This is a genomic window from Achromobacter sp. GD03932, assembly GCF_029839485.1.
GTDB lineage: Bacteria > Pseudomonadota > Gammaproteobacteria > Burkholderiales > Burkholderiaceae_B > Achromobacter > Achromobacter bronchisepticus_A.
Genome location: NZ_JAOCAT010000045.1, coordinates 1 through 24,631, shown reverse-complemented (window position 1 = coordinate 24,631; position 24,631 = coordinate 1). Strand labels below are relative to the sequence as shown.

Sequence of the window (24,631 nt, the reverse complement as noted above, 5' to 3'; positions counted from 1 at the left end):
CGCGGAGCCTGGGGCTGCGTTCATTCGGCGAACTTCTCCCGAAGATAGAGCGCCAGCGACAAATCGTCGGACAGCTGCAGCTTGCGCATGGCGCGGCGCTTGTGGGTGCTGATGGTCTTCTTGCTGCGCATCAGGCGCGCCGAGATCTGCGTGACGGACAGGCCCTGGCTGATGTGGCGCAGTACCTCCACTTCCGAGGTGGTCAAGGCCGAATGAGGGTGCGTCGGCTGCTGCGGCCGGACCTTGCCGTCCTGCACCGTGAGGAACGCCTCTTTGCCAGCCAGCACGCCGCGGATCATTTCCGGCAGCAGCACCATGCCGCATTCCTTGGCGAAGTAGCCGTTCGCGCCTGCGCGAAAGGCGGCGTATTGGGTTTCCTGGCGGCTGCCCGCCGAGAAGGTGATGAGCGCCATTTCCGGGTGGTGGCGGCGCAGGCGCCGCAGATAGTTCACGCCATCCCAGGGTTCCAGGGGCAGGTAGAAATCGACGAGGGCGACTTCGCAGGGCGAGTGGGACAGTTTCTCCAATAGGGAACGTGCTGAAGTTTCCCGATGCACCACCCGGAAACCCGGCCGGCTCTCCAGATAGGCGCCCACGCCCACGGCAACCACGGGGTGGTCGTCCAGGATCGCCACCTTGATGAGAGGCGGCGGCCGGGACAGGAGCAGGTGCCGGCGCGTGCCCGGGCGGTCGCCGCTGTCGGCGGGCTCGGGGTTGAGGTGCGGGGGCGCTTTGAGGGTGAGCGCTGAGACAGTTTTCATCGATGCTCCACATGCAGGATGGGGGAACGCCGGCGGTCGATTGCGCAGGTCGCGGGTGTCCTGAATTTGCGAAGGCAGATTACGTTTTCGCATGGCCTGCGGGAGGTGAATCGCGCCAATATCAGACTGTTGCACCGTCGACCTGTCATATATGCGAGAAGCACGCGTGGAACAGCCGGGATTTAGGCCGCGACGGCAGATGAGGTTTTGAGTTATGGCGCCCGCGCGCGCCGGCGGGCGCAACCGACGCGCCCTGAAGGGCGTGTTGTGGCGCTTTAGCCACGGAAAAGGCGTAAGTAGTGATACAATCGTGGACGATAAGCACAGCTTCTGTTGCGCGGTGCATTGTTTGCTGTTTTTGATCCCTGCCGCTGCGGCGAGCATCATTAGGTCCAGACACCATGTTTTTCCCGCTGGCACGAACTACGACCCGGAACTTTCGCCCTATGTCGCGTTAAGTTTTCGTGCGTCGGGTTTCACCGTGTCAGGTCAGCGGTAGGACTCAGCAAGACAATCCAAGAAACGCGGCTCTCTGGCCGCGTTTTTCGTTTCCGTATTTTGTTTTTTAGTTCCCAGAACCCCCCAGGAAGCACTCCCGATGGTACAGATCACATTGCCCGATGGTTCGCAGCGCCAATATCCGGGGCCGGTAACGGTTGCCGAAGTGGCGCAATCGATCGGTACGGGCCTGGCGAAGGCCGCCTTGGGCGGCCGCGTGACGTTTGAGGGCTCGGATTCCAAGCTGGTCGACACCAGCTTCCGCATCGAGGGCGACGCGCGCCTGGCCATCGTCACCGCCAAAGACGCCGACGGCCTGGATCTGATCCGCCACTCGACGGCGCACTTGCTGGCCTATGCCGTCAAGGAGCTGTTTCCCGATGCCCAGGTCACCATTGGTCCGGTGATCGACAACGGCTTCTACTACGACTTCTCGTACAAGCGCCCGTTCACGCCCGAAGACCTGGCCGCCATCGAGAAGAAGATGGCCGAACTCGCCAAGAAGGACGAAGTCGTCACGCGCGAGGAATGGTCGCGCGACGACGCCGTTGAGTTCTTCAAGGGCATCGGCGAAAAGTACAAGGCCGAGATCATCGCCTCGATTCCGTCGAACGAGCCGCTCAGCCTGTACCGTGAAGGCGACTTCATCGACCTTTGCCGCGGCCCCCACGTGCCGTCCACGGGCAAGCTGAAGGTCTTCAAGCTGATGAAGGTGGCCGGCGCCTACTGGCGCGGCGACAGCAAGAACGAGATGCTCCAGCGCATCTACGGCACGGCCTGGGCGACCAAGGAAGAGCAGGAAGCCTATCTGCACATGCTGGAAGAGGCCGAACGCCGCGACCACCGCAAGATCGGCCGCGAGCTGGACCTGTTCCATTTCCAGGACGAGGCCCCGGGCCTGATCTTCTGGCACCCCAAGGGCTGGGCGCTGTGGCAGCAGGTGGAGCAGTACATGCGCTCCGTCTACCGCGACAACGGCTACCAGGAAGTGAAGGCGCCGCAGATCCTCGACATTTCGCTCTGGAAAAAGACGGGCCACTGGGACAACTACCGTGAAAACATGTTCACGACGGAGTCCGAGAACCGCGTCTACGGCCTGAAACCGATGAACTGCCCGGGCCACGTGCAGATCTTCAATGCCGGCCTGCATTCCTATCGCGAGCTGCCCCTGCGCTACGGCGAATTCGGCCAGTGCCACCGCAACGAACCCTCGGGTTCGCTGCACGGCATGATGCGCGTGCGCGGCTTCACGCAGGACGACGGCCACATCTTCTGTACCGAAGAACAGTTGCAGGACGAGTGCGCCGATTTCACGGCGTTGCTGCAGAAGGTCTACCGCGACTTCGGCTTCACGGAAGTGTTGTACAAGGTCGCCACGCGTCCGGAAAAGCGCATCGGCACGGACGAAGTCTGGGATACGGCGGAAGCCGCCCTGATGGAGAGCCTGCGCCGCACGGGTTGCGAATTCGAGATCTCGCCGGGAGAGGGCGCCTTCTATGGCCCCAAGGTGGAATACACCCTGAAGGACGCCATCGGCCGCCATTGGCAGTGCGGCACGATCCAGGTCGATTTCTCCATGCCCGTGCGCCTGGGCGCCGAGTACGTGGACCAGAACGACCAGCGCCGCCCGCCGGTCATGCTGCACCGCGCGATCCTCGGTTCGCTGGAGCGTTTTATCGGCATGCTGATCGAAAACCACGCCGGCGCCATGCCTCCCTGGCTGGCTCCGGTGCAGGCGGTCGTGTGCTGCATTTCCGAACCTTCGGCCGATTATGCGGCTGAAATCACGCAAAGCCTGAAAAAACAAGGCTTTAGAGTAGAGTCCGATTTGCGCGGTGAAAAAATCACTCGTAAAATTCGGGAGCACAGCCTGCAAAAGGTGCCGTACATCCTCGTCGTCGGCGACAAGGAAAAGCAAAACGGCACCGTAGCCGTACGCGGACTGGGCGGATTGGATCTTGGAGCCATCGCATACGACGAGTTCGTCGCGCGTTTGTCCGAGGACGTTTCCACCCGTCGCGACGTCGTTCATCCTGATAGCAGCGCTGCTTAACATTTCTAGGAGCTTTCAACATCGCCACTGAAAAAGCCAATCGCATCAACGGTGAAATCCGCGTCCCCGAGGTGCGCCTGATAGGTCTGGACGGAGAACAGCTCGGCATCGTCAAGATTGCCGACGCCTTCCGTCTTTCCGAGCAAAGCGACGTGGATCTGGTGGAAATCGCGCCGAACGCCGAACCACCGGTCTGCCGTTTGATGGACTACGGCAAATTCAAGTACCAGGAGCAGAAGCGCCAAGCCGAAGCTCGTTCCAAGCAGAAGGTCATCCAGGTCAAGGAAGTCAAATTCCGTCCGGCCACCGACGAGGGCGACTACCAGGTCAAGCTGCGCAACCTGCGCCGCTTCCTCGAAGAAGGCGACAAGGCCAAGGTGACGCTGCGTTTCCGTGGCCGCGAAATGGCTCACCAGGAACTCGGTATGCGGGTGCTTGAACGTGTGCGCGACGATCTGCTGGAACTTGCCCAGGTCGAAGCCATGCCGAAGCTCGAAGGCCGTCAGATGGTCATGGTGCTGGCGCCGAAGAAGAAGGCCGTGCCTGCGGGCAAGCCTGAATCGGCTGCCTGAGCTCCTGCCGTAGTCTCCCCAGGGAGGCTACGCCGCTTGTGCGATCTGCCGCCAGCCATGGCGCCGGCGGGTTCGCTAATTGGGCGGCTCTGCGCTACGATGTCATAAAGCCGCCTTCCCGCGAGGGAAGGCGGTGTCCGTTCAGGGTGTCGCGATGCATGTATTGTTCGTTTTGGATCCCTTGCCGCTGCTCAAGGCGTACAAGGACAGCTCTGTCGCCATGATGCGCGCCCTGGTGGCGTGCGGCCATACGTTAAGCGTGGCCATGCAGGGCGATCTCTATATCGAGGCGGGCACGGTCAAGACCGCGGCCACCCCCATCGAATTGGTCGCGGATGCCGATCTGCACGGCCACGACTGGTGGCGCGAGTCTGCCGCCCAGGATCTGCCGTTGGCGGAATTCGGCGCGGTGGTCATGCGCAAGGATCCGCCGTTCGACATGGAGTATGTCTACTCCACGCACCTGCTCGAGTACGCCGAGGCGCAAGGCGCCCGCGTCTTCAATAGCGGCGCGGCGATCCGCAACCATCCCGAAAAGCTGGCCATCACCGAAATCAGCGAGTTCACCGCGCCTACGCTGGTGACCCGCAGCATGGCCCGCCTGAAGGCGTTCCACGACGAGCATCGCGATGTCATCGTCAAGCCGCTGGACGGCATGGGCGGCACGGGCGTGTTCCGGCTGCAGCCCAAGGATCCCAATCTCAACGCCATCCTGGAAACGCTGACGGACAATGGCGCGCGCACCATCATGGCGCAGCGCTACATTCCCGACATCGTCAAGGGCGACAAGCGCATCCTGCTGATCGGCGGGGTGCCGGTGCCGTATTCCCTGGCCCGCATTCCGCTGGCCGGTGAAACCCGCGGCAACCTGGCGGCCGGCGGCCGCGGGGTGGCCCAGGAACTTTCCCCGCGCGACCGCGAGATCGCCGAGGCCGTGGCCCCCAAGCTGGCCGCCCGCGGCCTGCTGCTGGTCGGCCTGGACGTCATTGGCGATTACGTTACCGAAGTCAACGTCACCAGCCCCACCTGTTTCGTGGAAATCGCGGAGCAAACCGGTTTCGACGTCGCGGGCATGTTCGTCCAGGCGCTGGAAAAGGCCGTGGCGACCCCTGCCGCTGCCGCTTGACCCGCCAGGATCCCTGTCATGACCACCGGTATAGTCATCGTCGTGCACGCGCCCCTGGGCGCAGCGATACGCGATTGCGCCAGCCACGTCATGGGCAACCTGGACGGCATGCTGGCCATACACGACATCCAGCCTGAAGACCGGCCGGACGATCTGGCGCCGCAAGTCCTCAAGGACATCCTGGAGCAGGAGCACGGCACGGGCGTACTGGTGCTGACCGACCTGATCGGCGCCACGCCCGCCAATATTGCCAAGCGCGCCGTCTCCGATGCCCAGGCCCAGGGCATTCAGTGCTGCGTGCTGGCCGGATTGAACACCCCGATGCTGCTGCGGGCCCTGACCTATCGCAATCTGCCCTTGGCCGAAACCCGCGAGAAGGCGCTGGCCGGGGGGCTTCAGGGTGTCTTACGTGTAGACTGACGGGCGGAAGTTTGCCCTATTATGTCGGCTATCCATTCAGGCCGATTGACGGTTCGACGGTTTGCTGTGATCAACACTGCGGCCTCATGCCGCAGCCATAATATTTCCTATGCCTAATACAGACATCGTCATCAGCAATAAACTGGGCCTGCATGCCCGGGCGGCGGCCAAGCTGACGCAGCTGGCCAGCAAGTTTTCCAGCGAGATCTTCATCTCGCGCGGCGCGCAGCGCGTGAACGCCAAGAGCATCATGGGCGTCATGATGTTGGCGGCCGGGCTGGGTGTGACGGTAAGGCTGGAGGCCTCCGGCAATGACGCCGATCAGGCCCTTTCTGAAATTCAATCATTGTTCGATAGCAAATTCGGTGAGCAGGAATAGAATTTCTTCCGAATCCGCCGGCCTGAGCATCGCCCAGGCCGGCGCGTCTACGACCCTCCATGATGCACCCAACGGGGCTGGCTTTGCCGGCCCCGTTGTCTGTTTGTACGGCAAAGGCGTCGCCAAGGGATATGCCATCGGCCGCGCGGTCGTCATGGGCGCGGCGGCGCTGGAGGTCGCGCACTACCGCATCTCGCCCGAGGATGTGCCTGCCGAAAGCAGCCGGCTCACCGATGCGCTGGCTTCGGCGCAGCAGGAACTGCTGCAGTTGGCCGATACCTTGCCGGCCGACGCGCCGCGCGAGCTCGGCGCCATGCTCAACGTGCACAGCCTGCTGCTGGGCGACCCGCTGCTGGCCGAGCAGACCCTGGCGCTGATCGCCGAACGCCACTACAACGCCGAATGGGCCTTGACGACGCAGGGCCAGATCCTGGGCCAGCAATTCGACGCCATGGAAGACGAGTACCTGCGCGAGCGCGGGGCCGACGTGCGCCAGGTCATCGAACGGGTATTGCATGTGCTGGCCGGCACCTCGGCGATCCTGCCCGACATGTCTCACATGGGCGGCGACGACGCGCTGGTGGTCGTGGCCCACGACATTTCGCCCGCCGACATGCTGCGCCTGCGCGGCGGCCGCTTTGCCGCCTTCGTGACGGACCTGGGCGGTCCTACTTCGCATACCGCCATCGTGGCGCGCAGCATGGCCGTGCCCGCGGTGGTCGCCATGGGCAACGTGCGGGAACTGGTTCGCGACGGCGACATGCTGATCATCGACGGCGCGGCCGGCGCGGTGATCGTCAATCCGTCCAGCCGCATTCTCGAGGAGTACCGCCGCCGCCAGTCGGCCTATGCCGACGAGCGCGCCGAGCTGAGCCTGCTGCGCGACGAGCCTTCGGTCACGCTGGACGGCATCGATGTGGTGCTGCACGCCAACATCGAATTGCCTGAGGAAGCCGCGCTGGCGCTGGCTTCCGGTGCGCACGGCATCGGCTTGTTCCGCAGCGAATTCCTCTTCATGGGACGTCCGGACCTGCCGGGCGAGGAAGAGCAGTACGAAGCCTATTCGTCGGTGGTCAAGGTGATGGCCGGCAGGCCCGTCACCATCCGCACGCTGGACATCGGCTCGGACAAGACGCTGGACGGCGAGGCCACCGTGGCCACCAATCCCGCGCTCGGCCAGCGCGCCATCCGTTATTGCCTGGCGCGTCCGGAGATGTTCGCGACCCAGTTGCGCGCCATACTGCGGGCCTCGGCACACGGGCCCGTGCGCCTGCTGATTCCCATGATCGCGCACATGCACGAGGTGGTGGCGACCAAGGCTGCCATCGAATCCGCCCGCCGCGAGCTCGATGCGCGCGGCCAGGCCTACGCGCCCCACATGGACGTGGGCGCCATGGTCGAGGTGCCCGCCATCGCCATCGCCATCGAACCGTTCGCGCAGGCGCTGGATTTCCTGTCCATCGGCACCAACGACCTGATCCAGTACACGCTGGCGATCGACCGCGGCGACCACGACGTGGCGTCCCTGTACGATCCGTTGCATCCCGCGGTGCTGCGCCTGGTTGCGCACACCATCAATGCGGGCGAGCGGGCCGGCAAGCCGGTTGCCGTGTGCGGCGAGATGGCGGGGGATTCGCGCATGACCCGGCTGCTGTTGGGCCTGGGCCTGACCGAGTTCTCCATGCACCCCCAGCAGCTGCTGGACGTCAAGCGCGAGGTCCGGCGCGCGCACTCCAACGCCTTGCGCGTGAAGGTGGCCAGCGCCCTGAACCGCGCCTTGCCGGTGGACCTGGACACGCTGGACCTGGCCTGAGGCGGTTCGCCGCTGCATGAAAAAAGGCGCCGGGGCGGAATGCCCCGGCGCCTTTTTTATCCCCGCCCGCCCATGCCATCCGGCGGGCGGGGGGAGAGGCTTCTGACTTAGCTGTGATACGCCGATTCGCCGTGGCTGGTGACGTCCAGGCCTTCGCGCTCCTGGTCTTCCGGCACGCGCATGCCGCACAGGGCGTTGGCGATCTTGTAGGCGATCCACGCCACCACGCCGGACCAGACAATGGTCAGCAGCACGCCTTCCAGCTGGACCCACAGTTGATGGCCGATCATGCCCGGCTCGGCCAGGCCGGGACCGCCGAGGATCTGCGCATTGAACACGCCAGTCAGCAGGGCGCCCACGATACCGCCCACGCCGTGTACGCCGAATACGTCCAGCGCGTCGTCGGCGCGCAGCAGGCGCTTCAGGCCGTTGACACCCCAGACGCAGACGATGCCGGCAATGACGCCGATGACCAGCGCGCCCACCGGACCCACCAGGCCGGCGGCCGGGGTGATGCCGACCAGGCCGGCGACGGCGCCCGAGGCGGCGCCCAGCATCGAGGGCTTGCCCTTGACGGCCCATTCGGTGAACAGCCAGGACAGCACGGCGCCGGCGGTCGCGATCATGGTGTTGAAGAAGGCCAGGGTGGCGTTCTCATTGGCGGCCAAGGCGGAGCCGGCATTGAACCCGAACCAGCCCACCCACAGCAGCGCCGCGCCCACGAAGGTCATCGGCAGGTTGTGCGGCTGCATGGCTTCGCGGCCGTAGCCGACGCGCTTGCCCACCACGTAGGCGCCCACCAGGCCGGCCACGCCGGCGTTGATGTGCACCACGGTGCCGCCGGCGAAGTCCAGGGCGCCCTTGGCGTTCAGCAGGCCCGGCGCCGTTTCGGACGCGAACCAGACCATGTGGGCAATCGGTACGTAGGCGAACGTGAACCAGATCACCGTGAACACCAGCACCGCCGAGAAGCGGGCGCGTTCGGCGAAGCTGCCGACGATCAGCGCGCAGGTAATGCCGGCGAAGGTGGCCTGGAAGGAGGCGAACAGCAGTTCGGTCAGCGAGTTCGACATGGCGTACTTGCCGTCTGACGGGGTGAACATGCCGGAGAAGAAGGCGCGCGACAGGCCGCCGAAGAAGGCGTTGCCTTCGGTGAAGGCAAGGGAATATCCGTAGATGAACCAGAGCACCAGGCCCAGCACGAACGTGCACAGCACCTGCAGCAGCACGGACAACACGTTCTTGCTGCGCACCAGGCCGCCATAGAACATCGCCAGACCGGGTACGGCCATCATCAATACAAGCAGGGTAGAGACGAGCAACCAGGAGATATCTGCTTTATCCATTTTCAGGCTCCATTGAGTCTTTATTTATTTACAGCGCAGCTTCGCCGGATTCACCCGTTCTGATGCGGATCACTTGTTCGAGCGGCGCGGCGAAGATCTTGCCGTCGCCGATCTTGCCGGTGCGGGCCGCCTGTTCGATGGCTTCAATGACCTGATCGACCAGATGGTCAGGCACGGCGGCTTCGACGCGCAGCTTGGGCAGGAAATCGACGGCGTACTCGGCGCCGCGATACAGCTCGGTATGGCCCTTCTGGCGACCAAATCCCTTTACTTCAGTGACAGTCAGACCCTGGACGCCGATCCCGGATAGAGCCACCCGCACTTCGTCGAGCTTGAAGGGCTTGATGATGGCGATGATGAGTTTCATGGCATTTCCTCTCATGGTTGCACGTTGGCCTCACCTATCAAGCAAATTCCATGCCATGTCGGACATGGCCCAGCGGAGGAGGTTGGTGCGCTGAAGATGTGCCTGATTGCACCGATTTGGTGCTTCATGCACCGCTGGTCGGCTTCAAGTTGGTGCGCCGCGCCAGCCCTTGGGGCAAGCAACAAGATATGTTTCTCAACCAATATTTGTAGCAAATTGATGCGTGTTTTATTGCGTTTTATATTGGCATATCAGCTTATTTGTAGAACCATCGACGGACCGCCTGTTGCCCGCAGAGCCATGCGCGGCGCGCCTCTGGCGCAAATCGACAGACATGCGGCGAGACGTGGGAGCGCGCCGGAATCGGTGCGGCCGGCGCGGTCGCGTGATACGAGGGTTTACACCCGTCGGCTTGTTGCCGAAGAGCGGCTGCAGAAGAATCGATATCAGTTCAAGCCTGTCCCCAAACAGGCTGGGCCGCAGGCGGAGCCTCCGCGTCGACGGATCTCCAAGAGAAAGCAGGAACGGGAAGGGGTAGTCATGAAGATCCACCGCAAGGCTTTCTGCACTTTGGCCCTGGCCGCGTCGCTCGCCGCGCTGGCCGGTTGCAACAAGAGCGAAGAAAAGGCCGCCACGCCGGCCGCCACCGCTCCTGCGCCCGCACCTGCGGCTCCCGCGACGCCGCCTCCACCCGCAACTCCGCCTTCCTCGGCTGCTCCAGCGGCAGGCGCTGTGGCGTCCGTTCCCGCCGAGTGCGAGGCCTACGTCGCCAAGATCAATGCCTGCATGGACAAGCTCGGCAGCGGCAATCCGGCTGCCGCCGCGATCAAGGAGCAGCTTGACGCGGCCAGGGCGCAATGGGGCGCGGTCAGCGACAAGGCGCAGCTGGCGGCGCAATGCAAGCAGTCGTCGGATACGTTCACGCAGTCGGCAAGCCAGATGGGTTGCCCGTAACGATGTTGGTAGGGGGTTGCCGCCATGGCAGCCCGGTTTTCTCCTGTGCTTTGAAGGGCGGTCACCGCATGCGGCCCGCCCTCTTTTTTTGGATCGAGGCAGTCCTTTTTTGCCGGACGGGTCCGGAAACGGCATTCCGACGCACTACACTTGAGGCATCAAGAACACAGTGAGGCCGTCATGAACAATCGCACCCAGTGGATGGAAGACATCCAGAAGAACATCTCCGACCTGATCGCCCGCAGCCCGGCCGCGGATGTCGAGCGCAACGTGCGCGCGATGATGACGCAGGCATTCTCCAAGCTGGATCTCGTCACGCGCGAGGAATTCGACGTCCAGGCCGACCTGCTGGCGCGCACCCGCGCCCGGGTGGATCAATTGGCCGCGCAGGTGCAGCAGCTGGAGTCGCGCTTGTCCGCGCTGGATAAGTAAGCGCGCTGGCGGCCGCATCGCGGCCGGCAGGGAACGCTTCCCGGAAACGGCCGCGATCAGCGGCCGTTTTCCATTTCCGCGTGCGCATCTGTGGCGGGCGGGCGTGATGCTTCTGTCACGGCCGCCGCCGCGGACGCCTCGCGTTTGCGGATACTGGCGGACCCAGCTCTTACTCGGAGGCCGCCTTGACGCTAGCCGTACTTGCCAGCCGCGCCCTGTGCGGCCTGGATGCCCATGCGGTCCGCGTGGAAACGCATCTGGGCCCGGGCCTGCCCAGCTTCAATGTGGTTGGCCTGCCCGATACCGAAGTGCGCGAAAGCCGCGAGCGCGTGCGCGCGGCCATCCTGAATAGCGGCTTCGAGTTCCCGCCAGGCAGGATCACCGTCAATCTTTCGCCCGCCGACATCCCCAAGGAGTCGGGGCGTTTCGACCTGCCCATTGCCCTGGGCCTGCTGCTGGCCTCCGGCCAGTTGGCCGCGCCGGCGGACGTCCGTGATCCGGAATCACCCGTTCGCGATCCGGCCCTGGCCGACCTGGTGCTGGCCGGCGAGCTATCCCTGACTGGCGCGTTGGTGCCGGTCGCGGCGCCACTGGTCATCGCGCTGAGCGTCGCCCGGGAGGCGCCCGGCGCCACGCTCATCCTGCCTGCGGGCAGCGCCGAGCAGGCAGCCTGGGTTCCCGGGCTGCGCGTGTTGTCGGCGCGCACATTGGCCGACGTGGCTGCGCACGCCGCCGGTGCGTGTCTGTTGCCCAACGCCGTACCCCGGCCCTGGCCGGCGACCGCGCCCGGGCCGTGCCTGTCGGATGTGCGGGGGCAGCCGGGGGCGCGGCGGGCCCTGGAGGTTGCCGCGGCAGGCGGACATAGTCTCTTGATGATAGGGCCGCCGGGGGCGGGCAAGAGCATGTTGGCGGCGCGCCTGCCGGGGCTGCTGCCGCCGCTGGCGCGCGGTGAGGCGTTGGAAGTGGCCGCCGTTGCCGCGCTGGCTGGCTTGTCCGACGCGCCCGTGGGCCAGCCTCCGTTCCGGGCGCCGCACCATTCCGCCACGGCGGCGGCGCTGGTGGGCGGGGGGAGCCGTCCCCGTCCAGGCGAGATCAGCCTCGCGCATCATGGGGTGCTGTTTCTGGATGAATTGCCGGAGTTCAGCCGCCGTACGCTGGAGGCCCTGCGCGAACCCCTGGAGACGGGCAGGGTGGTCATCGCACGGGCGCTGCGCGCAGCGCAGTTTCCTGCCCGTTTCCAGTTGGTGGCGGCCATGAATCCGTGTCCTTGCGGTTGGCGTGGGCACCCGGGGCGGCCCTGCGCCTGCACGCCGGATCAGGTGGCGCGCTATGCAGGCAAGATATCGGGTCCGTTGCTGGACCGCATCGATCTGCACGTGGCCTTGCCGCCATCCGACCCCGAATGGATGGGCAAGCCGCCGGGGGAGGCGTCCGGCCCGGTCCGCGAACGCGTGGCGCGTTGCCGCCAGCGCCAGCAGGCCCGCCAGGGCAAGCCCAACGCCGCGCTGGCGGGAGCGGAACTGGACGAGCATTGCCGTCTGGATGACGAAGGCCAGGCCCTGCTGCTGCAGGCCATGCGCCGCCTGGCGGGCTCGGCCCGCGCCATGCACCGGGCGCTGCGGGTGGCGCGCACGATCGCCGATCTGGAAGGGGAGGACGCCCTGGGCGCCCGCCACATTGCCCAGGCGGTGCAGTACCGGCGGCCGGGCGTATGAGACTCCCTGCGGACGCCCAATGAGCCTGGGTTGCGCTTTGCCGGCTGCCTGGCTCGACAAAATGCAGGAAATCACCATATAATCAAAGGCTTTCCCGGATCCGGATCAGATTTGACCTGCTCTGGGGAGAATCCGCTTGGCAGCGATGCTGGCGGAAAGTACCCCGGAAGTACTTCGAGAAGTATCCCAAGAAGTACCCCCCGGAAGTACCCCAAGTAGTACCCCAAGAAGTGGCAACAGGTCTCCAAGTTTTGTCGCCATGGAAGGTTTCATCGGCCGTCCATGCGTCAAGCACCTGGTGTCATGCATATCAACAATGAGTGTTTAGTTTAGGGAATCAACATGCCCAAGATGAAAACCAAGAAAAGCGCCTCCAAGCGCTTTAAGGTTCGCGGCAGCGGCTCCATCAAGCGCGGTCAGGCGTTCAAGCGCCACATTCTGACCAAGAAGACCACCAAGGCCAAGCGTCAACTGCGCGGCTCGACGGCGGTCCATGAATCCAACGTGGCCTCCGTCAAGGCCATGATGCCTTTCGCTTGATCTAAGGGAGATCTACTATGCCTCGCGTCAAACGCGGCGTAACCGCCCGCGCACGTCACAAGAAAGTCATTGCCGCCGCCAAGGGTTACCGTGGCCGCCGCGGTAATGTGTTCCGTATTGCCAAGCAAGCAGTCATGCGCGCTGGCCAATACGCCTACCGCGACCGTCGTAACAAGAAGCGCACGTTCCGTGCTCTGTGGATCACGCGTATCAACGCCGCCGTCCGCGAACATGGCGTCAGCTACAGCGTGTTCATCGCCGGCCTGAAGAAGGCTTCGATCGAACTCGACCGCAAGGTTCTGGCCGACCTGGCCGTGCGCGACAAGGCCGGCTTTGCCGCCATCGTGCAGCAAGCCAAGGCTGCCTTGGCTGCCTGATCGCGCTTTAACTCATCGCGCATCGCTGCAAACGGGGCTGTAATGGCCCCGTTTGCGTTTTGAAGGCTGGATTTCATGACTCAAACGGTTGACGACCTGGTCTCCCAGGCGCAAGAACGCTTCGCCGCGGCCTCCGATGCCGCCGCGCTGGAAAATGCAAAGGCTCGGTTCCTGGGCAAGGAAGGCGCGCTGACGGTGCTGCTCAAAGCCCTAGGCAAGCTCGAACCCGAGCAGAAGCGCGAGATGGGCGCCCGGATCAATCAGGCCAAGCAACAGGTCGAAGAGCTCCTGAACCTGCGCCGCGCCGCGCTGGCACAGGCTGAACTGGACGCCCGCCTGGCATCCGAAACCATTGACGTCACCCTCCCGGGCCGCGGTCGCGCGCCGGGCGGCATCCATCCGGTGATCCGGACCTGGGAACGCGTGGAAGAGATCTTCCGTTCCATAGGCTTCGACGTGGCCGACGGCCCCGAAGTGGAAAACGACTGGACCAATTTCACCGCTTTGAACAACCCGCTGGACCATCCGGCGCGTTCCATGCAGGACACGTTCTACGTCGACATGAACGACGCCGACGGCCTGCCGCTGCTGTTGCGCACGCACACCAGCCCCATGCAGGTGCGTTACGCCCGCATGCACAAGCCGCCCATCAAGGTCATCGCGCCGGGGCGCACCTATCGCGTCGACAGCGACGCCACGCACTCGCCCATGTTCCACCAGGTAGAAGGGCTCTGGATCGCCGAGGACATCTCGTTTGCTGACCTCAAGGGCGTGTACACCGATTTCCTGCGCTGCTTCTTTGAAACCGACGACCTGGCCGTGCGTTTCCGCCCGTCGTTCTTCCCGTTTACGGAGCCGTCCGCCGAAATCGACATGATGTTCACCTCGGGTCCGAACCGCGGCCGCTGGCTGGAGATTTCCGGCTCGGGCCAGGTGCATCCGCAAGTGGTGCGCAACTTCGGCCTCGATCCCGAACGCTACATCGGCTTTGCCTTCGGTTCCGGACTTGAGCGCCTGACCATGTTGCGCTACGGCGTCAACGATCTGCGCCAGTTCTACGAAGGCGATTTGCGCTTCCTGCGCCAGTTCAACGAATAACAGACGGCTGATCATGCAATTTCCCGAATCCTGGCTGCGTACGCTGGTCAACCCCGCCATCGCCACCGATGAACTTGCACACCGGCTTACCATGGCCGGCCTGGAAGTCGAAGACACCGTGCCCGCCGCGCCCGCCTTTACCGGCGTGGTCGTGGGCCACATCGTCGAAATCGCGCCGCACCCCGACGCCGACAAGCTGCGCGTCTGCAAAGTGGACGACGGCTCCGGCGAACTGCTGCAGATCGTGTGCGGCGCGCCCAACGCGGCTGCCGGCCTGAAGGTGCCGCTGGCGCGCGTCGGCGCCGAGCTGCCTGGCGGCATGAAGATCGGCGTGGCCAAGATGCGCGGCGTGCAGTCCTCGGGCATGCTGTGCTCGGCCCGCGAACTGGGCCTGTCGCAAGACCATGCGGGCCTGTTGGAACTGCCTGCCGACATGACGCCGGGCCAGTCGATCCGCGAGGCGCTGGATCTGGACGACACGCTCTTCACGCTGAAGATGACGCCCAATCGCGCCGACTGCCTGTCCATCCTGGGCGTCGCGCGCGAAGTGGCCGCCCTGACTGGCGCACCGCTGTCGGTACCCACGGCCGTCGCCGTGCCCGTCACGCTGGATGAGCGCCTGCCGGTCAAGGTCGAAGCGCCCGATCTGTGCGGCCGTTTTGGCGGCCGCGTGATCCGCGGCGTCAACGCCCGCGCCGCGACTCCTGAATGGATGAAGACGCGCCTGGAGCGCGCCGGCCAACGTTCGGTGTCGGCGCTGGTGGACATCTCCAACTACGTCATGCTCGAACTGGGCCGCCCCTCGCACGTGTTCGACCTGGACAAGATCCGCGGCGACCTCAGCGTGCGCTGGGCCCGCGAAGGCGAGACGCTCGAACTGCTGAACGGCCAGACCGTTGCGCTGGACTCCAAGGTCGGCGTGGTCGTGGCCGGCGACCAGGTGGAAAGCCTGGCCGGCATCATGGGCGGCGAAGCCACCTCGGTCACGCTCGATACCCGCAACATCTATCTGGAAGCCGCGTTCTGGTGGCCGCAGTCGCTCGCCGGCCGCGCGCGCCGCTACAAGTTCAGCTCGGAAGCCAGCCACCGCGGCGAGCGTGGCGTGGACTACGCCACCATCCCCGAGCACATCGAATTCATCACGCGCCTGATCATTGACATCTGCGGCGGCGAAGCCGGCCCGCTGGATGATCAGATCGTCAACCTGCCCAAGCGCGAACCCGTGCGCATGCGCCTGGCGCGTTGCCACCGCGTGCTGGGCGTGCCCGTCACGCAGGCCGAAGTCGCCAAGATCTTCGGCAGCCTGGGCCTGGACTTCAAGATCGAAGGCGACGACTTCGTCGTCACGCCGCCGTCCTACCGCTTCGACCTGGAGCTTGAGGAAGACCTGATCGAGGAAGTGGCCCGCATCTACGGTTTTGAAAACATTCCGGCCGAGCCGCCCATGGCGCGCGCCAAGATGTACTCGCAGCCGGAGATCCGCCGTGGCGCCCACGCGCTGCGCCGCCTCACCGCCGCGCAGGACTACCAGGAAGTCGTGAACTACAGCTTCGTCGAAGCCGATTGGGAACGCGACTACGCCGGCAACGAGACGCCGGTGCGCCTGGTCAACCCGATTGCCAGCCATCTGTCGGTCATGCGCTCCAGCCTGATCGGCGGCCTGATTGCCAACATCCGCCACAACGCCAATCGCAAGCAGACGCGCGTGCGCCTGTTCGAACTGGGCCGCGTATTCATGCGCGATGCGTCCGCCCAGGATGGTCCGCTGGAAGTGGCCGGCGTGCGCCAGCCCATGAAACTGGCGGGCGCGGCCTGGGGGCCGGCGGTGGAAGAACAGTGGGGCGCCGCAACGCGCCAGGTGGACTTCTATGATGTGAAGATGGATGTCGAGGCGCTGTTCGGCGCGCGCGGCAGCCGTCTGCGCTTTGAAGCCGCCTCGCATCCCGCTCTGCATCCGGGCCGCGGCGCCCGCATCGAACTGGACGGCAAGCATGTCGGCTGGATCGGCGAGCTGCATCCGCGCTGGGCGCAACAAGCCGACCTGGCGCACGCGCCTGTCGTGTTCGAACTGGACGTCGCCGCGCTGTCCGAAGGCGAACTGCCGCAAGTGCGTGAACTCTCGCGCCAGCCCGTGGTGGTGCGCGATCTGGCGCTGTGGGTCGATGCTCATGTGTCGGCGCAATCCATGCTCGACACCGTCGCCGCGGCCGTCAAGGCGGACCCGCAGCTGTCGGTGGTGCAGGACGCGCGCCTGTTCGACGTGTGGCGCGAGAAGGCCCAAGGCAGCGAGCCCGTCTCGGAGAAAAGCCTTGCTTTCCGTTTCTGGCTACAGGACACTGAGGTCACGCTGGACGAGGCCCGCGTGGCGGATTGCCTGGCACGCATCAAGGAAGCCTTGGTGGCTGCGCACGGCGCTCGCCAACGCGCTTGAACCATGGGGAACAGTATGCTTGCTGCCGAGCCGCGCACTCTGACCAAGGCTGAACTGGCCGAACTGCTCTTCGAGCGGGTCGGCCTGAACAAGCGCGAAGCCAAGGACATCGTCGATACTTTCTTCGAGGAAATCCGCGACGCCTTGGCGCGCGGTGATTCCGTCAAGCTCTCCGGTTTCGGCAACTTCCAGGTGCGCGACAAGCCGCCGCGCCCTGGCCGTAATCCCAAGACCGGCGAAACCATTCCCATCGCCGCGCGCCGCGTGGTTACCTTCCACGCGAGCCAAAAGCTCAAGAGCGTGGTGGAGCAGGCAGCGCCCGCAGCACCCGACGCCGAGGAGTGATACGCTTTGTCGGCAATTGTTATCGGCACCTGACGCATCGCGGCATAAAATCCCCTTATGACACGTACCGAATCCACCGTTACCTTACCGCCCATTCCCGCCAAGCGTTACTTCACCATCGGTGAAGTCAGCGACCTGTGTGGCGTCAAGCCTCATGTCTTGCGGTATTGGGAACAGGAATTCACGCAGCTCAAGCCGGTGAAGCGGCGCGGCAATCGCCGCTACTACCAGCATCACGAAGTGCTGCTGATCCGCCGCATCCGCTCGCTGCTGTATGAGCAAGGCTTCACGATCAGCGGCGCGCGCAATCGCCTGGGCGATGCGCGCGACGTGCCGCATGATCAGGATGCGGCAGTGCGCCTGTCGGGCGCCGAGATGCAGGCCTTGCGTAATGAGCTGGGCAACGTCTCGACGATGCTGTCTGAAGCCTTGGGCACGGCGGCGAACGCTGCAGGCGCAAGCGCCAGCAACGCCAGCCCCGCGGCCTGAACGCGGCGCGTCGTCTTTCCCAATATTGTTTGAACGCAGTACCTGCAACGCGCGGCTCATGCCGCGCGTTGCATTGAGCAGTACCTCGCGCTGCAATCATCGATGCGCATGCGGTTGATGCACTCGATGAACGCATCGCGAAAATTTTTTTGAGTATTCAGCACTTTTTTTGCACGAATGCGTGCAAACAATTTTTTGTTCTGCTATACTCTTTTTCTTTCGGGGCGTAGCGCAGCCTGGTAGCGCACTTGCATGGGGTGCAAGGGGTCGCGAGTTCGAATCCCGCCGTCCCGACCAGTAGTTCCAAAGGCCGTCAGTGAGAAATCACTGACGGCCTTTTCATTTTTGCTGCATCTATTTTCGATGCGACCAACGCAAGTCCAATGCATCGGCGCCTGCCAAAAGAAAGCCACCTGATGCAGGTGGCTTTTATTTTCTTCCGATCAGCTTCGATACGCCAGATGGATCAGCGGGTATGGCCTGCCTTGATCATCAAGCGGCGAACGCCCTGTACGCTTGAAGCCCATCCTTTCATAGAAGCCTACCGCCTGGCCATTCTGTTCATTGACGTCCGTCGTCATGTTGGGATGAAGCGAGAGTCCGTGCCGCACCAGCGCGGCGCCGATGCCTGTGCCGCGGCAGGCGGGATCGACGAACAACGCCTGCATGTGGCCGTCGTCGATCAGCATGAATGCCTGCGGATAATCGTTGGCGTCGACCGCAAGCCAGAGCGGCACTTGGGGGAGAAAGCCGCACACCATCTCGTCGATGGCCTGGCGATCCTCGGGTGAAAGAAAGTCGTGCGTGGCGTCCACCGCATTGCGCCAGATTTCGACGGCGCGCGCGCCTTCGTCGGGGCGGGAGGTTCTTATCGTAATCATCGGCGCAGAGTATTGGATTTTCTTTTGCGTCGTCAAATTGACGACGATCTGGTGCGTACCTGAATGGTATAAGTGCTCGGCAGCGCAACGACGGTGCGCTTGATGGTCACTGATTACTCCAGGCGGTCTGCGGATGAAAGTCATGAGAACTCTTGCGTTGCTCCTTTTGCTGACGCTACAGGCGGCCAACGCCGTTGCCGAAACGCAGGCAGACGCGTCGACCACGCGCGTGGTGCAGGGCGGTCGCTGGGCCGACGGCGTGGCTACGGGCGCGTACCGGATCGTCGTGGAAGAGGTCGGCTTCGAACACGTCAGCTGCCGCGTCCAGATTCAATGGATCGCTTCCGCGCCCTCTGGCCGCCCTGCGAAGCTCATTGCGGAACAGACCTTCTCGGAACTCTCAACCACCTTCTGGAGTTGCGGGCAGGGCAAGCAGAGCGTGCTCGTCGCGGGCAATGTGCTGAAAGTGCAGGCCACGCACGCGTATTCCGGCGAGTCCTGCACATTTACGGCGAGGCTCGGCAAGCCGGGCCGATATCAATACGAAGGATGCAGCAACGAGAAGCCTGCAACCAAGGCTGGCGGTTGAGTCGCTTACCGCGGCGGTATATGGCGCACCGCGAGCTCCTGCGACCTTACGCATGGCTTGGTTAAGATAAAGCCCACTTTTCGACATGCCTACCTGATGCCTCTATCCCAACGCCGGTCCCTGCTCAAAAGAATATTCGCCAGCAAGATCACGCTTCTGCTGATCGCCTGCAATGTCGCCGTGTACGGCGTGGCGGGGTTTTTGGACTCGCGCGCGTTCGAAAGTCTGAGCCAGACCTCATTCCTGATCGATTGGGGCGGAAACGTGCCCGCCTTGACCTTGTCCGGGGAATACTGGCGCCTGTTCACCAGCATGTTCCTGCATGTCGGCTTCCTGCATCTGGCAATCAATATGCTGGCGCTGTGGTCGCTGGGGATCATTCTGGAGGCGCGTATGCGCTCCTGGGTGTTCCTGGGCGTGTATCTGCTATCTGGCCTGTGCGGCAGCCTGGCTACGGCGCTATGGCATCGCGACGATTTTTTCCTGAGCTGCGGGGCTTCGGGCGCGATCCTGGGCATTTTCGGGGCGGCGATCGTTTATGGCCTGCATGACCGGCGCATGGGCCGGCCGCACATCCCTCCCGGCAATCTGCTGTTCAGCCTGGTGCTGACCTTCGGCGCCGGCTTCGCGTTCGACGTCGACAACGCGGCGCACCTGGGCGGCTTGCTGTCGGGAGCACTGCTCGCGGGTATTACGCTATACGCCGAGCGCTTGCGGCCGATGACGGCGGCGGTGGTCCTGGCCGCGACGGGCATGCTCAGCGCCGCGGCGCTGGCTGCGGTGACGCTAGCCAATCATGACCGCGACATGCAGGAACAGCTTGCCGCCGCCCGGTTCGGGCGCACGCTGGGAAAAATGGGATTGCTGGGCTCGGATCAGGCGCTATGGAAGGCTCCGTCGCTGGATGAGTGCATTGCCGGCGCGTTGTCCGCCGCTGCGCGCGACGGATCGCAAACGCCGGATCTGCGAGGTTGCGCGAAACCCGGCGACAGGGATCTGGCCTTGTTGGCGAGGTTCATGCCGCAGCAATACCAAAGCTGCCACGCGCAGATCGCAGGGTTGCGGAAACTCTACACGGCTGCCGCTGCGCAAGAGGCATTGACCGCGGCAGACCAGTACTGCGAACTTCAAACCCGGATCTATGGCGCGGTCTTTCAAAAAGACGGCGCTGAGATCGATCCTGAAACGGCGCGCCAGACACGTTTGAAGATGAACTTCCTGCTCGACACGAAGGGGATGTATCGGACCGATTCGGCGCAATTGCGGGCGCAGGCAGCAGCCCTGAAGGCGATACTCCGGCGGCCGGGTGAACTCGCATTGGCGGTCATCAGCCGGTCTGGTTGCCCATACTGGAGTTGCGAGCGCTAGCGCCTGCGACCGGGGCCATAAGCAAACGCAGCAATAAACGGGAGGACAAGGCGCCCTGGCATTCGTAGGATGCAGGCATTGTTCATGTGCCTGGAGCAGACGCCGATGTCTCTATCTCTTGCTGGAAAAGTGGCTTTGGTGACGGGCGCGTCCTCGGGCATCGGGCGCGCGGTGGCGTTGCGCCTGGCAGCCGAGGGCGCGGCGCTGGTGCTGACGGCCAGACGCCGTGATCCGCTGGAGCAGGTGGCCGATGAGATCAGAAGCGCTGGCGGGCGGGCCTGCGTTGCGGCGGGAGACGTCGCCTTGCCGGACACGCACAGACTGGCGGCGCAGAGCGCGCAGCGCGAGTTCGGCGGCCTGGATATCGCGATAAACAATGCCGGCACCATCGGGCCCTTCAAGCCGCTTGCGGAAGTGGCCCTGGACGAATGGGAACACACGCTGAGCGTCAATCTCACGGCGGCGTTCCTGGGGGCGCGGCATCAGATCCCGGCGATGCTGGAGCGGGGCGGCGGCGCGCTGGTCTTCGTGTCCAGCTTTGTGGGGACGAGCGTGGGCCTGCCCGGGATGGCTGCCTACGGCACGTCGAAAGCCGCGCTGATGGGCTTGGTCAAAGGCATTACGGCGGACTATGCCGCGCAAGGCATCCGGGCCAATGCGCTCTTGCCTGGCGGAGTGGACACCGAGATGGCCGGGAACCAGGAACAGAAGGACTGGGCGGCCAGCCTGCACGCGATGAAGCGGATTGCGCGGGCCGATGAAATCGCCTCGGCGGCGCTGTTCCTGGCCAGCCCGATGGCAAGCTTCGTGACGGGGTCGGCGCTTTATGCGGATGGCGGCAACTCCGCGGTGAAGTGAGCGCGCGGCAAGCACTCGCCGCGTGCGCTCAATCGTGCAAGACCGGCGCTTCGTTGGCAACCGCCTGCCGGCGCGAGTACATGTCCAGGGCTTCCTTGGCATTGACGCCCAACGGCCCGAGGACGCTATCCAGCGCCTTGGCATTGCGGGCAAGCTGATCGCGGCCGGGTAGTTCGCCGTTGACCGCCATGATGACGCGATTGCCTGTTTGCAGATTGAAGAACTCTCCGAACACCGCGGCATAGGTCGCCGATTCGCGCGCGTATAGCTGGCTCTCGGTGAACGTGTTCGCCACCGCCACGCCGCCCGGAGCGAGGATGCCGCGCACGTGTTGCAGAAATTCCAGCGTCATCAGGTGTTCGGGGATGTAGTCGACGTCGAACGCGTCCAGCATCACCATGTCGTATTGCAGGCCGTCGCGATGGGCGCGTTCGATGTAGGCGCGGCCGTCTTCCAGGAAGAGGCGTTGCCTGGGGCCTTCCTGATAGCCGAAGTAGCGCGCCGCGACCTTGCCCACGGCGGGATCGATTTCAACGGTATCGATGACGGTGTCGGGCAGGAGCGCGGCCAGGGTCTTCTGCAGCGTGGCGCCGCCCAATCCGACGATCAGGATGTTGCGCGGCTTGGGATTGATGTAGAGCGCGGTCATCATCATGCGCGTGTACGAAAACACCAGCTGCCCCGGATGCGCAAGGCTCATGCAGGTCTGGCGGCCGACGTCGTGCATGGAGTTGAAGTTCATGCAGCGCTCGCCGTTTTCCTCGAACACGAGCAGCTTGCCGAACTGCGAATCTTCGCTGTGGATCAGCTGGGGGCCGCCCGTGCCTCGCAGCAGCACCAAGGCGGCGCTGGCGATGACAAGGACGAGAATGGCGCGCAGGGCAATACGGAGCATGTAGCGGCAAGCAACAAGTGGGGGACGCGTCATCGTATCGTGCGCCGGGACCCGCGCGGCACATTGGCGCGAGTCCCTGGCCGGCAAGGCTCCGCCAGCGTCGGGACGGCAGAAATCAACGATCGTTTTTTTGGAAAGACACGTTCGATATATTTCATTTCCTTAAATGCTCGGCTCTCCTTAGAATTTTGCTCGAAACGGGGCATAGATTCCCGTCCGGAAAATCAGAGGAGACCCGCATGTTCTACGATCCCGTCCCCAGGATTCAGGCCAGCGTATACGCCCGGCTGCCCGACGAGCTGAAGTGGCAAGGCCAGGACCTGAACGAGTGGGTCGCCAGCCAGCCGCAGGGCAATCCGCCGCGCTCGTTGCTGGAAGGGCCTTCCTTCGGGCCGGACGGCCTGTTGTATTGCGTGGACGTGATCAACGGCCGCGTCCTGCGTGTCGACGCGCGCGGCGAGTTCGAGCCGCTCGTGCAGTACGACGGCTGGCCCAACGGCCTGAAGTTCCATCGCGACGGCCGCATTTTCATCGCCGACTACAAGCACGGCATCATGCAGTTCGACCTCGAGCGCCGCGAGGTGCGTCCGGTGCTCGAACGCTACAACATCGAGCGCTTCAAGGGCGTGAACGACCTGTTCTTCTCGCAAGCGGGGGACCTCTATTTCACCGACCAGGGCATGACCGGCTGGCAGGATCCGACCGGCCGCTTGTTCCGCCTGCGGCCGGACGGAAAGCTGGACTGCCTGCTCGACTGCATCCCCAGCCCCAACGGCCTGGTGATGGATCTGGACGAGCACGCGCTGTATGTGGCGGCGACGCGGGCCAATGCCATCTGGAAGGTGCCGCTGCTGCGCAACGGCCAGGTCGGCAAGGTCGGCACCTTCATCCAGATGTCGGGCGGCGGCGGCCCGGACGGCCTGGCGCTGGATGCCCGGGGAGGGCTGTGCATCGCCCACGTGGGCCTGGGCACGGTGTGGTGCATGGACCCCCTGGGCCAGCCGGCCCTGCGCATCCAGTCTCCGGAAGGGCTGCACACCACCAATGTGGCCTTTGGCGGGCAGGGTGGGCGCACGCTCTACATCACCGAGTCCAGTTCGGCCAGCATCCTGCGCGTCGAACTCGACGTGGCGGGCAAACCCATGTACCTGCCGGCGCCGCAGGCGCGGGCTCTCTGAACACCACATACCCCAACTACCAAAAGGACGGAAAAGATGGATCAGGCAATTGTGCTGGGCGCGGGCACCATGGGGGCCGACGTCGCCGCCGGCTTTCATGCGGCCGGCTGGCGCGTATGGCTGGTGGAGCCCGACGCGGCGGCGCGCGCGGCGGCGACGCGGCGCGTGAACGCATCCAGCGAAATGATCGGCGGGCAGGCGGACGCCGGGCGCATCGTCACCAGCGCGACCATGGAGGAAATCGACTGGCGCGATACCCGCATCGTGGTCGAGTGCGTGCCGGAACTGCTGGAAACCAAGCGTGCGGTGTTCGCCCGTCTGGAACAGCTGGCGCCCGCTTCGATTCCCTTGACCAGCAATTCGTCGAGCTTTCCCATCAGCGCCATCGGCGAGGGCTTGCAGACCCGCGCACGCATGGTGGGCCTGCATTACTTCATGCCGGCCCATTTGGTGCCCGCCGTGGAGGTGATACGCGGCGAGGCCACCGATGAAGCCATGGCCCAGGAAGTCAGCCGCATCATGCGCGATACCGGTAAGAAGCCGGTGCAGGTCAAGCGCGACGTGCCTGGGTTTCTTGCCAACCGCATCCAGCACGCGCTGATGCGCGAGGCGATCGCGCTGGTCGAGGAAGGCTTCGCGTCCGCCGAGGACGTGGACACCGCCGTGCGCTACGGGTTCGGATTCCGCTACATCGCGGCCGGCCCGCTGCTGCAGAAGGATCTGGCCGGCATCGACATCCATTGCGCGGCGGCTGCGACCATGTATCCGCATCTGCGCACGGACGACAGGCCCAGCGCGCTCATGCGCGAGCTGGTCGAGCAGGGCAACATCGGCGTCAAGTCGCCGTCGCTGAAGGGCTTCTATCAATGGACGCCGGACCGTGTCGCCCAGGAGCAGCGGCGCTACCAGGTCGCCCTTGGCAAGGCCATGCAGATCCTGAAGGATGAGGAAGCGTTGGCCTGACGCAGATTGCGACCGGGCTTCGAGCTTGCGGATGTCAGGGTTCTTTAGCCGCCAAGGCAGCCCTGCGCCATTCCGATGCTCGCCCCAATGGGGCTGCGCTTCGGATGGCTCCGGGCCGCCTCGGCTGACAGTCGCCTAGTGCGTTGGCTTCAGCCCCCGTTCATGGGCAGATGCCGTGAGCCG

25 protein-coding genes and 1 tRNA gene are annotated in these 24,631 nt (G+C 64.3%); 21 read left to right on the top strand and 5 right to left on the bottom strand.

The genetic code is table 11. The annotated features are described in order from the left end of the window. Positions 1–20: 20 nt before the first annotated feature. Complete coding sequence (locus N5C88_RS29005; RefSeq protein ID WP_059380524.1) at positions 21–761, bottom strand: response regulator transcription factor; 741 nt, start codon at positions 759–761, stop codon at positions 21–23. Positions 762–1,359: 598 nt separating this feature from the next. Between N5C88_RS29005 and thrS the strand changes: the two genes are divergently transcribed. From thrS to ptsP, 6 genes are all read left to right on the top strand, one after another. Beyond that, on the top strand, positions 1,360–3,312 hold the full coding sequence (gene thrS, locus N5C88_RS29000; protein ID WP_059380525.1) for a threonine--tRNA ligase: 1,953 nt from the start codon (positions 1,360–1,362) through the stop codon (positions 3,310–3,312). 20 nt (positions 3,313–3,332) lie between these two features. Further along, on the top strand, positions 3,333–3,884 hold the full coding sequence (gene infC / locus N5C88_RS28995) for a translation initiation factor IF-3 (protein ID WP_080551054.1): 552 nt from the start codon (positions 3,333–3,335) through the stop codon (positions 3,882–3,884). A 154-nt stretch (positions 3,885–4,038) separates the two neighbouring features. Continuing rightward, positions 4,039–5,010 (top strand): glutathione synthase, encoded by a 972-nt coding sequence (gshB, locus tag N5C88_RS28990; RefSeq protein ID WP_280016724.1) that lies wholly within the window; start codon positions 4,039–4,041, stop codon positions 5,008–5,010. 18 nt (positions 5,011–5,028) lie between these two features. Then, positions 5,029–5,430, top strand: a complete 402-nt coding sequence (locus tag N5C88_RS28985; RefSeq protein WP_280016723.1) for a PTS mannose transporter subunit IIA — start codon at positions 5,029–5,031, stop codon at positions 5,428–5,430. A 109-nt stretch (positions 5,431–5,539) separates the two neighbouring features. Further along, entirely contained in the window at positions 5,540–5,809 is a 270-nt protein-coding gene (locus N5C88_RS28980; RefSeq protein WP_280016722.1) for an HPr family phosphocarrier protein, read from the top strand. Positions 5,810–5,912: 103 nt separating this feature from the next. Continuing rightward, on the top strand, positions 5,913–7,622 hold the full coding sequence (ptsP, locus tag N5C88_RS28975; RefSeq protein WP_059380527.1) for a phosphoenolpyruvate--protein phosphotransferase: 1,710 nt from the start codon (positions 5,913–5,915) through the stop codon (positions 7,620–7,622). Between the two features lie 107 nt (positions 7,623–7,729). On the opposite strand, the gene amt is transcribed toward ptsP, so the two are convergent. Further along, positions 7,730–8,968, bottom strand: a complete 1,239-nt coding sequence (gene amt / locus N5C88_RS28970) for an ammonium transporter (RefSeq protein WP_013392915.1) — start codon at positions 8,966–8,968, stop codon at positions 7,730–7,732. Positions 8,969–8,996: 28 nt separating this feature from the next. Beyond that, a complete protein-coding gene (locus tag N5C88_RS28965) occupies positions 8,997–9,335 on the bottom strand; it encodes a P-II family nitrogen regulator (protein WP_054458254.1) in 339 nt (112 codons plus the stop codon). A 126-nt stretch (positions 9,336–9,461) separates the two neighbouring features. Between N5C88_RS28965 and N5C88_RS28960 the strand changes: the two genes are divergently transcribed. The 10 genes from N5C88_RS28960 (at position 9,462) to N5C88_RS28915 (ending at position 18,013) form a co-directional block, all read left to right on the top strand. After that, the gene (locus tag N5C88_RS28960; protein ID WP_280016721.1) at positions 9,462–10,289 is read left to right on the top strand and encodes a hypothetical protein; all 828 of its coding nucleotides are present in this window, start codon (positions 9,462–9,464) and stop codon (positions 10,287–10,289) included. Positions 10,290–10,469: 180 nt separating this feature from the next. Continuing rightward, positions 10,470–10,721, top strand: coding sequence for an accessory factor UbiK family protein (locus tag N5C88_RS28955; protein ID WP_054458252.1), 252 nt, complete (start codon positions 10,470–10,472; stop codon positions 10,719–10,721). 185 nt (positions 10,722–10,906) lie between these two features. Then, positions 10,907–12,436 (top strand): YifB family Mg chelatase-like AAA ATPase, encoded by a 1,530-nt coding sequence (locus tag N5C88_RS28950; protein WP_251880873.1) that lies wholly within the window; start codon positions 10,907–10,909, stop codon positions 12,434–12,436. Positions 12,437–12,778: 342 nt separating this feature from the next. Then, entirely contained in the window at positions 12,779–12,976 is a 198-nt protein-coding gene (rpmI, locus tag N5C88_RS28945) for a 50S ribosomal protein L35 (protein WP_006218740.1), read from the top strand. Positions 12,977–12,993: 17 nt separating this feature from the next. After that, positions 12,994–13,353: a 50S ribosomal protein L20 gene (gene rplT / locus N5C88_RS28940; RefSeq protein WP_006218741.1), complete on the top strand. Its 360-nt coding sequence runs from the start codon at positions 12,994–12,996 to the stop codon at positions 13,351–13,353. A gap of 75 nt (positions 13,354–13,428) precedes the next feature. Continuing rightward, the gene (pheS, locus tag N5C88_RS28935; protein ID WP_118933318.1) at positions 13,429–14,451 is read left to right on the top strand and encodes a phenylalanine--tRNA ligase subunit alpha; all 1,023 of its coding nucleotides are present in this window, start codon (positions 13,429–13,431) and stop codon (positions 14,449–14,451) included. 13 nt (positions 14,452–14,464) lie between these two features. Continuing rightward, positions 14,465–16,882: a phenylalanine--tRNA ligase subunit beta gene (pheT, locus tag N5C88_RS28930; protein ID WP_280016720.1), complete on the top strand. Its 2,418-nt coding sequence runs from the start codon at positions 14,465–14,467 to the stop codon at positions 16,880–16,882. Positions 16,883–16,885: 3 nt separating this feature from the next. Continuing rightward, positions 16,886–17,227: an integration host factor subunit alpha gene (locus tag N5C88_RS28925; RefSeq protein WP_054458248.1), complete on the top strand. Its 342-nt coding sequence runs from the start codon at positions 16,886–16,888 to the stop codon at positions 17,225–17,227. Positions 17,228–17,284: 57 nt separating this feature from the next. After that, entirely contained in the window at positions 17,285–17,716 is a 432-nt protein-coding gene (locus tag N5C88_RS28920) for a MerR family transcriptional regulator (protein ID WP_059380532.1), read from the top strand. Between the two features lie 220 nt (positions 17,717–17,936). Further along, a tRNA-Pro gene (locus N5C88_RS28915) sits at positions 17,937–18,013 on the top strand. A gap of 146 nt (positions 18,014–18,159) precedes the next feature. On the opposite strand, the gene N5C88_RS28910 is transcribed toward N5C88_RS28915, so the two are convergent. Continuing rightward, positions 18,160–18,597 (bottom strand): acetyltransferase, encoded by a 438-nt coding sequence (locus N5C88_RS28910; RefSeq protein WP_059380533.1) that lies wholly within the window; start codon positions 18,595–18,597, stop codon positions 18,160–18,162. Positions 18,598–18,739: 142 nt separating this feature from the next. On the opposite strand from N5C88_RS28910, the gene N5C88_RS28905 reads away from it, so the two are divergent. The 3 genes from N5C88_RS28905 (at position 18,740) to N5C88_RS28895 (ending at position 21,412) form a co-directional block, all read left to right on the top strand. Continuing rightward, the gene (locus N5C88_RS28905; protein WP_280016719.1) at positions 18,740–19,186 is read left to right on the top strand and encodes a hypothetical protein; all 447 of its coding nucleotides are present in this window, start codon (positions 18,740–18,742) and stop codon (positions 19,184–19,186) included. A gap of 57 nt (positions 19,187–19,243) precedes the next feature. Next, complete coding sequence (locus N5C88_RS28900) at positions 19,244–20,554, top strand: rhomboid family intramembrane serine protease (RefSeq protein ID WP_280016718.1); 1,311 nt, start codon at positions 19,244–19,246, stop codon at positions 20,552–20,554. Positions 20,555–20,659: 105 nt separating this feature from the next. Continuing rightward, positions 20,660–21,412 (top strand): SDR family oxidoreductase, encoded by a 753-nt coding sequence (locus tag N5C88_RS28895; RefSeq protein WP_280016733.1) that lies wholly within the window; start codon positions 20,660–20,662, stop codon positions 21,410–21,412. Between the two features lie 28 nt (positions 21,413–21,440). Here N5C88_RS28895 and N5C88_RS28890 read toward each other — a convergent pair whose 3' ends face one another. Next, a complete protein-coding gene (locus N5C88_RS28890) occupies positions 21,441–22,307 on the bottom strand; it encodes a fused MFS/spermidine synthase (protein WP_280016717.1) in 867 nt (288 codons plus the stop codon). 239 nt (positions 22,308–22,546) lie between these two features. Here N5C88_RS28890 and N5C88_RS28885 point away from each other — a divergent pair, with 239 nt between their 5' ends. Together N5C88_RS28885 and N5C88_RS28880 are read left to right on the top strand one after the other, a co-directional pair. Then, the gene (locus N5C88_RS28885) at positions 22,547–23,485 is read left to right on the top strand and encodes an SMP-30/gluconolactonase/LRE family protein (protein WP_280016716.1); all 939 of its coding nucleotides are present in this window, start codon (positions 22,547–22,549) and stop codon (positions 23,483–23,485) included. 36 nt (positions 23,486–23,521) lie between these two features. Beyond that, positions 23,522–24,448 (top strand): 3-hydroxyacyl-CoA dehydrogenase NAD-binding domain-containing protein, encoded by a 927-nt coding sequence (locus tag N5C88_RS28880; protein ID WP_059380538.1) that lies wholly within the window; start codon positions 23,522–23,524, stop codon positions 24,446–24,448. Positions 24,449–24,631 lie beyond the last annotated feature (183 nt).

Excerpts from the sequence above, each read along its gene's own strand:
- N5C88_RS29005 (WP_059380524.1), bottom strand. The coding sequence starts at position 761 with ATGAAAACTGTCTCAGCGCTCACCCTCAAAGCGCCCCCGCACCTCAAC.
- thrS (WP_059380525.1), top strand. The coding sequence starts at position 1,360 with ATGGTACAGATCACATTGCCCGATGGTTCGCAGCGCCAATATCCGGGG.
- gshB (WP_280016724.1), top strand. The coding sequence starts at position 4,039 with ATGCATGTATTGTTCGTTTTGGATCCCTTGCCGCTGCTCAAGGCGTAC.
- N5C88_RS28985 (WP_280016723.1), top strand. The coding sequence starts at position 5,029 with ATGACCACCGGTATAGTCATCGTCGTGCACGCGCCCCTGGGCGCAGCG.
- N5C88_RS28980 (WP_280016722.1), top strand. The coding sequence starts at position 5,540 with ATGCCTAATACAGACATCGTCATCAGCAATAAACTGGGCCTGCATGCC.
- amt (WP_013392915.1), bottom strand. The coding sequence starts at position 8,968 with ATGGATAAAGCAGATATCTCCTGGTTGCTCGTCTCTACCCTGCTTGTA.
- N5C88_RS28965 (WP_054458254.1), bottom strand. The coding sequence starts at position 9,335 with ATGAAACTCATCATCGCCATCATCAAGCCCTTCAAGCTCGACGAAGTG.
- N5C88_RS28960 (WP_280016721.1), top strand. The coding sequence starts at position 9,462 with ATGCACCGCTGGTCGGCTTCAAGTTGGTGCGCCGCGCCAGCCCTTGGG.
- N5C88_RS28955 (WP_054458252.1), top strand. The coding sequence starts at position 10,470 with ATGAACAATCGCACCCAGTGGATGGAAGACATCCAGAAGAACATCTCC.
- rpmI (WP_006218740.1), top strand. The coding sequence starts at position 12,779 with ATGCCCAAGATGAAAACCAAGAAAAGCGCCTCCAAGCGCTTTAAGGTT.
- rplT (WP_006218741.1), top strand. The coding sequence starts at position 12,994 with ATGCCTCGCGTCAAACGCGGCGTAACCGCCCGCGCACGTCACAAGAAA.
- pheS (WP_118933318.1), top strand. The coding sequence starts at position 13,429 with ATGACTCAAACGGTTGACGACCTGGTCTCCCAGGCGCAAGAACGCTTC.
- pheT (WP_280016720.1), top strand. The coding sequence starts at position 14,465 with ATGCAATTTCCCGAATCCTGGCTGCGTACGCTGGTCAACCCCGCCATC.
- N5C88_RS28925 (WP_054458248.1), top strand. The coding sequence starts at position 16,886 with ATGGGGAACAGTATGCTTGCTGCCGAGCCGCGCACTCTGACCAAGGCT.
- N5C88_RS28920 (WP_059380532.1), top strand. The coding sequence starts at position 17,285 with ATGACACGTACCGAATCCACCGTTACCTTACCGCCCATTCCCGCCAAG.
- N5C88_RS28910 (WP_059380533.1), bottom strand. The coding sequence starts at position 18,597 with ATGATTACGATAAGAACCTCCCGCCCCGACGAAGGCGCGCGCGCCGTC.
- N5C88_RS28905 (WP_280016719.1), top strand. The coding sequence starts at position 18,740 with ATGAGAACTCTTGCGTTGCTCCTTTTGCTGACGCTACAGGCGGCCAAC.
- N5C88_RS28895 (WP_280016733.1), top strand. The coding sequence starts at position 20,660 with ATGTCTCTATCTCTTGCTGGAAAAGTGGCTTTGGTGACGGGCGCGTCC.
- N5C88_RS28890 (WP_280016717.1), bottom strand. The coding sequence starts at position 22,307 with ATGCTCCGTATTGCCCTGCGCGCCATTCTCGTCCTTGTCATCGCCAGC.
- N5C88_RS28885 (WP_280016716.1), top strand. The coding sequence starts at position 22,547 with ATGTTCTACGATCCCGTCCCCAGGATTCAGGCCAGCGTATACGCCCGG.
- N5C88_RS28880 (WP_059380538.1), top strand. The coding sequence starts at position 23,522 with ATGGATCAGGCAATTGTGCTGGGCGCGGGCACCATGGGGGCCGACGTC.